This window comes from Streptomyces sp. NPDC002845, from assembly GCF_053591955.1.
This window is the reverse complement of the sequence record NZ_JBSFUU010000154.1, coordinates 1996-9593: the sequence shown is the minus strand read 5'-3', so window position 1 is coordinate 9593 and position 7598 is coordinate 1996. Positions and strand designations below refer to the sequence as shown.

Genomic DNA, 7598 nt, shown 5'->3' with positions numbered 1-7598 from the left:
ACCACGGGTTATGCCGACCGTTCCGAGGCAGGCGCAGGGCTCGTCACGCTGTGGCCGCCGCAGTCGGCATAACCCAGCACACGGCATAAGCCGACCTATGCCGAACTCGGCATAGGTCGGCATAGCGGATGATTTTCCAGTTGCCCTGACCGCGTCGTATACGCTTCTCCCGTTGCAGCCGGTTTCCCATCTCCTGTTGCCATTGCTGGTCGAAATATTCATCCAGCGCCGACAAGGCGATATTGGCGAGCAACGGCGAAAGAATCCCGCCTTGCGGGGTTCCAGCGGATGTCTTATCTCGTTCACCGGCCACTGTCATAATCCCGGATTTCAAGAACGCCTTCACCAGCGCGCAGATCCGCTTATCCTTGACCCTGAATCGGAGGCGATCCGTCAATGCCGAATGCGAAATTTCGTCAAAACAGGCTTTGATATCGGCCTCCAGCACCCAGTGATACCCTCGGGTGCCGTAAAATTGGATCTCGGCGATCGCGTCCTGAGCCCTACGGTTCGGACGGAACCCATACGAGCACGGTTTGAAGTCCGCTTCGAAAACAGGTTCAAGAACTGCCTTCAGGCTGGCCTGCACCACCCGGTCTGCAACCGTGGGAATTCCCAATTTCCTGAGCTTCCCTGATGTTCCCTTAGGGATCATCACCTGTCGCACTTCAACCGGTTGAAACTCGCCCGACTTCAGCAAGTCCCGTATATGATTCAGGAATACCTCTACCCCGACACAGGTCTCAATCCAAGCCACCGTGGCCCGATCGATTCCTGGCGTCCTCGCCCCTTTGTTCCCAGCCACCCGCTCCCACGCGTGCACTAGAAACGCCGGATCATAGACGAGGTTCCACAGGTCGCCGAATCGGCGGGAAGCATCCTCTCCCGCCCAACGATGCAACTTGATCTGCATTCTCCGTACCGCAAGGTAGGCCGAATCGACATCCGGCCACCTCACAGCGCCGGTATTCACCGGCGCGTCTTCGGACATTGCAATCCTCTCCTTACTTGACACGCTGCCGCCCTTCCCCGTGCTCGCGGCTCTCCCGCGCTCTGAGTACTACGGCGGCTCCGCCCCACCCGTACTTTCGGCCGGCATCGCGCCTATCCCCACCCCACTCCCTCTGGGCGAGGGTGAAGTAGGGAACAGTCACGGGCGGTTCCCACGTTCACAGCTGTTCGGTTGACGGGTTAGGCACCCGGCTCTACCCCTGCGGCATCGTCATCGGCTACGCCGTAGACCTTCACCGTGACCTCCTGGCCCGAACTGATGAGACCCTGACCAGAAGTTCCCCGCAACATCACACTCCTGCGGGTGCGCACCGCATCCCAGCCCACATCTACCGGATTAGAGCTGGTGCAGAATAAAGAGGCGTAACGTAACCGGTTCCTCTCGTACACCTTCCCGTCTCGCTCACCGTGCCCGGCCCATCCGGCAGTTCTGGACCGTCACGACTTTGTCGAGGCTGCTTCCACCCTCCCCAGCGATCCCCGGTTCGGGCTTCCTCCAGCTTCTCTCCACCGCTACGACGTTGGAGAGACAGAGGTCTTCCACCTCCGTCCGACACCGCCGCGCCTCGTGGCGCACCATCAGCTTCTGCAGGTTACGGACCCTCTTCAGGTCCCCTGCCTGCGATGCCGTGAAGATCCTCTGCCGCAGCCGCCGTACGTCGTCATCCACCTGCTGCCAGTCGATCGACAGCCAGTCGGTGACATCGTCCTCGGGTCCGTTCACCGCCGCGACGACAGCCGGAGCGGCATTCGCCGTCCCGGCCTTCACCGCCTTGGTGCCCAACTTGTCCCTCGGTTCCGTCGTCTTCGGTCGTTTACACTCCACAGGCCCACCAGACCCACGTCAGCACCCTTTCGGGTCCGGGCAACGGCCCGTATCCGGCCGGTTATACGAGACGACCAACGGAGGGGCTGGTCATCGTGTCCCGCTTTCCCGCTGCCTTTCGGCCGCCGGCATTGGCTTCTTGGGTCCTCCTGTTCCCGCCGGGGAGTTGAGCTCTCCTCGCGGTCGGCCGACCGGGCACCGGATGACCGGCCCCGGACCCCGACGGGGTTTCCGCGTTGCACACGTACGAGATCCGGCTGGGATGGGCGCCCCCTATGCCCCGGGAACAGCGGTGTTCTACGGGTCCCAGTAGTTCTCGCCGAATAACCAACGGAGTGGCCCCTGACCTGCGCGAATCTGGGTGAAGAGTGTCAGCAGTGGCTGTTGTGAGGGCTGGGCAGGGTAGCGGGGGTCTCTTGGAGCTGAGGGCAGTTCGGAAATTCCCGCCTGCTCGTACGGCAGGGTCGGGTACTGCTGGTGGTCGTCTTCGCTGGTCGGGCAGGGGCGGGAGGAGCCGATGGCTACCGGGGTGTTCTCGGATGAGGAGCTGGAGGGTTTACGGTCCTTCCCGGCGATCGGCAAGGATGAGCTGATCCGCTACTTCACCCTCACCTCGGCCGATGAGGCGTTTCTGCGGAAGTTTCTGCGTCCGCAGACGGTGCTGGGCGCTGCGGTGCAGTTGTGCACGTTGCCGTGGTTGGGGTTCGTGCCCGATGAGGTGCCTGCGGCTCCGCGAGCGGCGGTGGGGCGTCTGGCTCGGCAGCTCGGTTTGCCGGTGGAGGTGCTGCGCGGCTACGGGGTTGCCCGGGAGCAGACGCGTACAGACCATCTGCGGCAGGTGGTGAAGTATCTGGGGTGGCGTGCGGCGAAGTTGTTGGAGCTCAAGGAGCTGGACGAGTTCCTGCTGGCCCGCGCGATGGAGCATGACTCGCCGTCGCTGCTGTTCCGTCTGGGATGCGAGTACCTGCGCTCGGCGAAGGTGATCCGGCCTGGAGTGGTCACTCTCCTGGAGAAGGTCGGCACCGCGCGTCAGGCCGCCGAGCGTGAGACCCACGCCCGCGTGGCCCATCTGCTGACCGGGGAGCGTGCGCAGGGCCTGGACGGGCTGCTGCTCTTCGACCCGAAGCTGCAGTCCTCACGCCTTAACTGGCTGGTCACCGGCCCGGTGCAGGCTTCGCCCAGCAGTGTGGGCGGCGAGGTCGAGAAACTGAGGTTCCTGCGCGGCCTGGACGCCGACACGCTCGACCTGTCCGTGCTGCCCGCCGAGCGTCGCCGACACCTCGCCCAGATCGGCCGCCGCTTGACCACGCAGGCCCTGGTGCGGCGGGAGCCCAACCGGCGCCACCCGATTCTGCTCACGCTGTTGGCCCAGTCCGCGGTCGATGTCCTGGACTCGGTGGTGCAGCTCTTCGACCAGACCCTGTCGGGTTCGGAGTCGAGGGCCCGGATCAAGCTGCGTGATGAACTCGCCGAGCGGGCCAAGCTGTCGGAGGACCGCCTCTCCCTGCTGGAGGAGATCCTGCCCGTGCTGGCCGATGCCGGTATTCCCGATGAGGCGGTGGGCACGCTGCTGCGCGGTGAGATCGGCATGTCTAGGCTGATCGCCGCGAACGCCGGTGCCACCGCGCGGCTGCCGAAAGACCACGGACATCTGCGGCTGCTGGAAGGTTCCTACACCTATATCCGGCAGTTCGCGCCGAAGGTGCTTCAGGCGGTGCGGTTCGCCGGCGGTACCGAGGCGAAGCCGCTGCTGGAGGCGCTGGAGATCTTGCGGGAGCTGAACGCCACTGGCGTGCGCCACGTCCCGGACAACGTGCCGACGCTGTTTGTGCCGGCCCGGTGGCGGGGCTACCTGGACGAGGCCGCGGCGAAAGGGGATGCGACCGCCTACCGGCACTACTGGGAGCTGTGCACGCTGCTCGCGCTGCGCGACGGCCTGCGGTCGGGGGACGTGTACGTGCCGGGCTCGCGCCGCTACGACAACCCGGCCGCCTACCTGTTCACCTCTGCCCAGTGGGACGCGCACCGTAGGGAGTTTTGCCGCCTGGTCGGCAGGAGCCCGGACGCCTCACAGGCCCTGCCGCTGGTGATGGACGAACTCGATGAGGCCCTGAAAGACCTGGAGGACACTCTCAAGAAGGGTGACGGTCCGGTCCGCCTCGACGATGACGGCGAGCTGGTCATCTCGCCGCTCACGGCAGAAGACATCCCCTCCGAGGCCCAGGACCTGCATGCCGAGTTGGAGGGGATGCTGCCGCATGTGCCGATCGCCTCGCTGCTGGTGGAGATGGACCGGCACACCGGCTTTCTGGACTGCTTCACCCACGCCGGCGGCAAGCAGACCCGTTCCCCGCAGCTGAAAAGAAATTTGATCGCCTGCCTGATCGGGCTGTCCACGAACCTGGGGCTGTACGGGATGGCCTCCTCCTGCGGCATCCCCTACGACGTCCTGGCGTGGACGGCGGAGTGGTACATCCGTGAGGAGACGCTGCGCGAGGCGAACATCTGCCTGGTCAACTACCACCACCAGCTGCCGATGACCGCGATGTTCGGCTCCGGCACGCTGTCGTCCTCGGACGGTCAGCGGTTTCCCACCCGCGGCAAGTCGATCACCGCCCGGCACCTGAACAAGTACTTCGTCGCCGAGGGCATCTCCACCTACACCCACGTCTCCGACCAGCACTCCACCTTCGGCACCAAGGTCATCGTGGCCACCCACCGCGAGGCGCACTACGTGCTCGACGAGATCCTCGGCAACGCCACCGACCTGCCGATCACCGAGCACGCCACGGACACGCACGGCGTCACCCTGGTCAACTTCGCGCTCTTCGATCTCGTGGGCAAGCAGCTCTCGCCCCGTATCCGCGACCTGGGCAAGATCACCCTGTACCGGATGGGCGTCAAAAGTGACTACGAGGAACACTTCCCCACGGCGGGGCCGCTGCTGACGAAGAAGGCCAACCTCGACCTGATCGCGGCCCACTGGGACGACCTGCTTCGCCTTGCGGCATCGCTGAAGTACGGGCACGCCACCGCGTCCCTGATCGTCGGCAAGCTGTCGGCGTCCTCCCGGCAGAACGCGCTCGCGGCCGCGCTGAAGGAGTACGGGGCCATTCGGCGCACCGTCTACGCGGCGAAGTACCTGTCGGACGAGTCCTACCGGCGCAAGATCGCCCGTCAGCTGAACAAGGGCGAGTCCATCCACGCCCTGCGCCGCCAGCTGCACTACGCCCGCGAGGGCAAGGTCACCCGCCGCCAGCCCGCCCAGCAGAACGAGCAGGCGTGGTGCCTGACCATCGCGACAAACGCAGTGATCTGCTGGCACACGGAGTACATGGGCCTGGCCGTGGCCGAGCTGCGCGGTGCGGGACGCGAGGTGGACGCCGAGGTCCTCACGCACATCTCCCCGGCCCGCAGCTCCGCGGTCAACTACTACGGCTCCATCACCGTCGACTACGACCGCGAACTCGCCCAGCTCGACGAGCACGGCCACCGACCCTTGCGCGCCGTCGGCGACAGCGCTGATCCCGCAGGAGAAGCCCCGGAACCGCGGTGACGCGCAACGTGTTTCATGTTTCATACGAAACCATGGCGAGACAATATGAGTTGGCGGAGCGTCAGCCGGTCTGACGGGCCCGCCAGTGACGAAGGGGGAGAGTCGGCATGACGCTGGGGTGGAAGATCACGGTCATTGTGCTGGCGGTGGTGGGGATTGTCTCCACACCGTTGATCTGGCTGCTGGACAGTCCCGCTGCGGGACAGCTGGCCGGGGCCTGTATCCAGGCCGCCGTCGGCATCACGGCCCTGGTCTGGGCCCTGTTCCAGCACCCGTCGACTGACGGGCCCACAGACAGGGCCGCCCGCACCGGGAAAGCCAGCCGCGGCGGTGTCACCGGCATCAGGCGGCCCGGCGGCCGGGGCCGTGGCTCGGCCACCGCCGAGCGGACGGGAGAGGCCAGCGGCAAGGGCTCCGTCTCCGGCATCGACTACTCAAACTAGGATTCGCGCACTCATGGCGAAATCACGCAAGACGCGGGACAAGGAGCCCGAGTCATCGGTGACCGTGACGGACACCGGCAAGGCCGAGGCCACCGGCGACGGCACGGCCGTGACCGGCTATCGCGGCCCGGCCCCGGGAACCGGTGACACCTCTCCCACCTCGGTGCACATCTCACGTACTGGAGACGCGACCGTCATCGGTGGCGGAGTCGCCAACGCCGGGTACCTGAGCATCGGCACGCTGACCATGCAGCAGCGCGCTCCCCAGGAACCGGCCCCCTGGCCGCACCAAGTCGGTGTCATCCCGCCCGTGGCGCGGTCCTACCAGCACCGCGCTGAGACGGACCGGCTGCACACGACCGTCGACGGTGGCGGCACCGCCGTGCTGACCCAGCTGCTGACCGGCATGGGCGGGATCGGCAAGACCCAGCTCGCCGCCAACTACGCCCGCACCGCCTGGAACCACGACAGCGAAACCGGCGGCCTGGACGTCCTGGTGTGGATCACTGCGAGCGCCCGCTCGCCTATCGTGACCGGCTACGCCCAGGCCGGCGTCGAGCTGTGCCGGGCCGACCCAGGCGATGCGGAGCAGGCCGCCCGCTCCTTCCTGGCCTGGCTCACCCCCAAGACCGGGGCGCAGCCGTGCCGGTGGCTGATCGTCCTGGACGACGTCACCGACCCCACCGACCTGAAAGACCTGTGGCCGCCTGACAGTCCCCACGGCCGCACCCTGGTCACCACCCCGCCGCCGGGACGCCGCCCTGACCGCCGACGGCCGCCACACCGTCGAGGTCGGCCTGTTCACCGAGCCCGAAGCCCTCACCTACCTCACCACCTCCCTGACCGGCCACGGCCGCAACGAATCCGCCGACGAGCTGACCGCCCTGGCCGACGATCTCGGACATCTGCCCCTGGCCCTCGCCCAGGCCGCCGCCTACCTCATCGACACCGGCGAGACCGTGGCCGACTACCGCGACCTGCTGGCCGACCGCACCACCACCCTCGCCGACACAGCCCCCGATGCCCTGCCCGACGACCAAGCTCTCCCCCTGGCCGCCGCCTGGTCCCTGTCCATCGACCGCGCCGACACCCTGCGCCCGGCCGGTCTGGCCCGCCCGATGCTTCAGCTGGCCTCCCTGCTCGATGCCAACGGCATCCCCCAGGACGTCCTGACCAGCGACCCCGCCCTGGCCCACCTCACCGCTCACCGCCCCCGCACCGGTGAAGACCCCGCCCAGGAACCAGCCCCGGTCTCCGACCGGGACGCGAGGCGTGCCCTGAGCGTCCTGCGCCGGCTCAGCCTCATCGACCCCACCCCCACCACCGAGCACCAGACCGTCCGCGTCCACCAGCTCATCCAGCGCGCCACCCGCGACACCCTCACCCCCCACCAGCACCACCGGACCGCCCGCGCCGCCGCCGACGCCCTCATGGCCGCCTGGCCCGAGATCGAACGCGACACTGCCCTCGCCCAGACCCTGCGCGCCAACACCACCGCCCTCACCAAGAACGCCGAGGACGCCCTGTACCGGCCCGACCCGCATGCGGTGCTGTACCGCACGGGCACCAGCCTCGGTGAAACCGCCAGCGCCGCCCGCGACCACTATCAGCACCTCACCGACACGACCATGACCCGCCTCGGCGAGGACCACCCCGCCACCCTCACCGCCCGGGGCAACCTCGCCACCATGCGGGGGCGGGCGGGGGATGCGGCCGGAGCCGCGCAGGCCTTCGCCGAGCTGCTGGAGCACATGGTGCGGGT

At 67.2% G+C, this 7598-nt stretch carries 6 protein-coding genes and 1 pseudogene; 4 read left to right on the top strand and 3 right to left on the bottom strand.

What is annotated here, in order from left to right; all coding sequences use genetic code 11:
• Nucleotides 1–43: 43 nt before the first annotated feature.
• Together ACWD3C_RS46960 and ACWD3C_RS46955 are read right to left on the bottom strand one after the other, a co-directional pair.
• A complete protein-coding gene (locus tag ACWD3C_RS46960) occupies nucleotides 44–991 on the bottom strand; it encodes a reverse transcriptase domain-containing protein (protein WP_451154691.1) in 948 nt (315 codons plus the stop codon).
• 423 nt (nucleotides 992–1414) lie between these two features.
• Nucleotides 1415–1795: a reverse transcriptase N-terminal domain-containing protein gene (locus tag ACWD3C_RS46955; RefSeq protein WP_451154689.1), complete on the bottom strand. Its 381-nt coding sequence runs from the start codon at nucleotides 1793–1795 to the stop codon at nucleotides 1415–1417.
• Between the two features lie 559 nt (nucleotides 1796–2354).
• Here ACWD3C_RS46955 and ACWD3C_RS46950 point away from each other — a divergent pair.
• The 3 genes and pseudogenes from ACWD3C_RS46950 to ACWD3C_RS46940 all read left to right on the top strand — a co-directional run.
• The gene (locus tag ACWD3C_RS46950) at nucleotides 2355–5393 is read left to right on the top strand and encodes a Tn3 family transposase (protein ID WP_451154687.1); all 3039 of its coding nucleotides are present in this window, start codon (nucleotides 2355–2357) and stop codon (nucleotides 5391–5393) included.
• A gap of 107 nt (nucleotides 5394–5500) precedes the next feature.
• Entirely contained in the window at nucleotides 5501–5836 is a 336-nt protein-coding gene (locus ACWD3C_RS46945) for a hypothetical protein (protein ID WP_451154685.1), read from the top strand.
• Nucleotides 5837–5849: 13 nt separating this feature from the next.
• Nucleotides 5850–6518, top strand: a pseudogene (locus ACWD3C_RS46940) (NB-ARC domain-containing protein); the annotation flags it as partial.
• Between the two features lie 52 nt (nucleotides 6519–6570).
• Here the strand turns inward: ACWD3C_RS46940 and ACWD3C_RS46935 are convergent.
• Nucleotides 6571–6741 carry a hypothetical protein gene (locus tag ACWD3C_RS46935; RefSeq protein WP_451154695.1) on the bottom strand — a complete coding sequence of 57 codons (171 nt, stop codon included), beginning with the start codon at nucleotides 6739–6741 and terminating at the stop codon, nucleotides 6571–6573.
• Nucleotides 6742–6795: 54 nt separating this feature from the next.
• Between ACWD3C_RS46935 and ACWD3C_RS46930 the strand changes: the two genes are divergently transcribed.
• On the top strand, nucleotides 6796–7598 hold an 803-nt coding region (locus tag ACWD3C_RS46930; RefSeq protein WP_451154683.1), incomplete at its 3' end, for a DUF7779 domain-containing protein.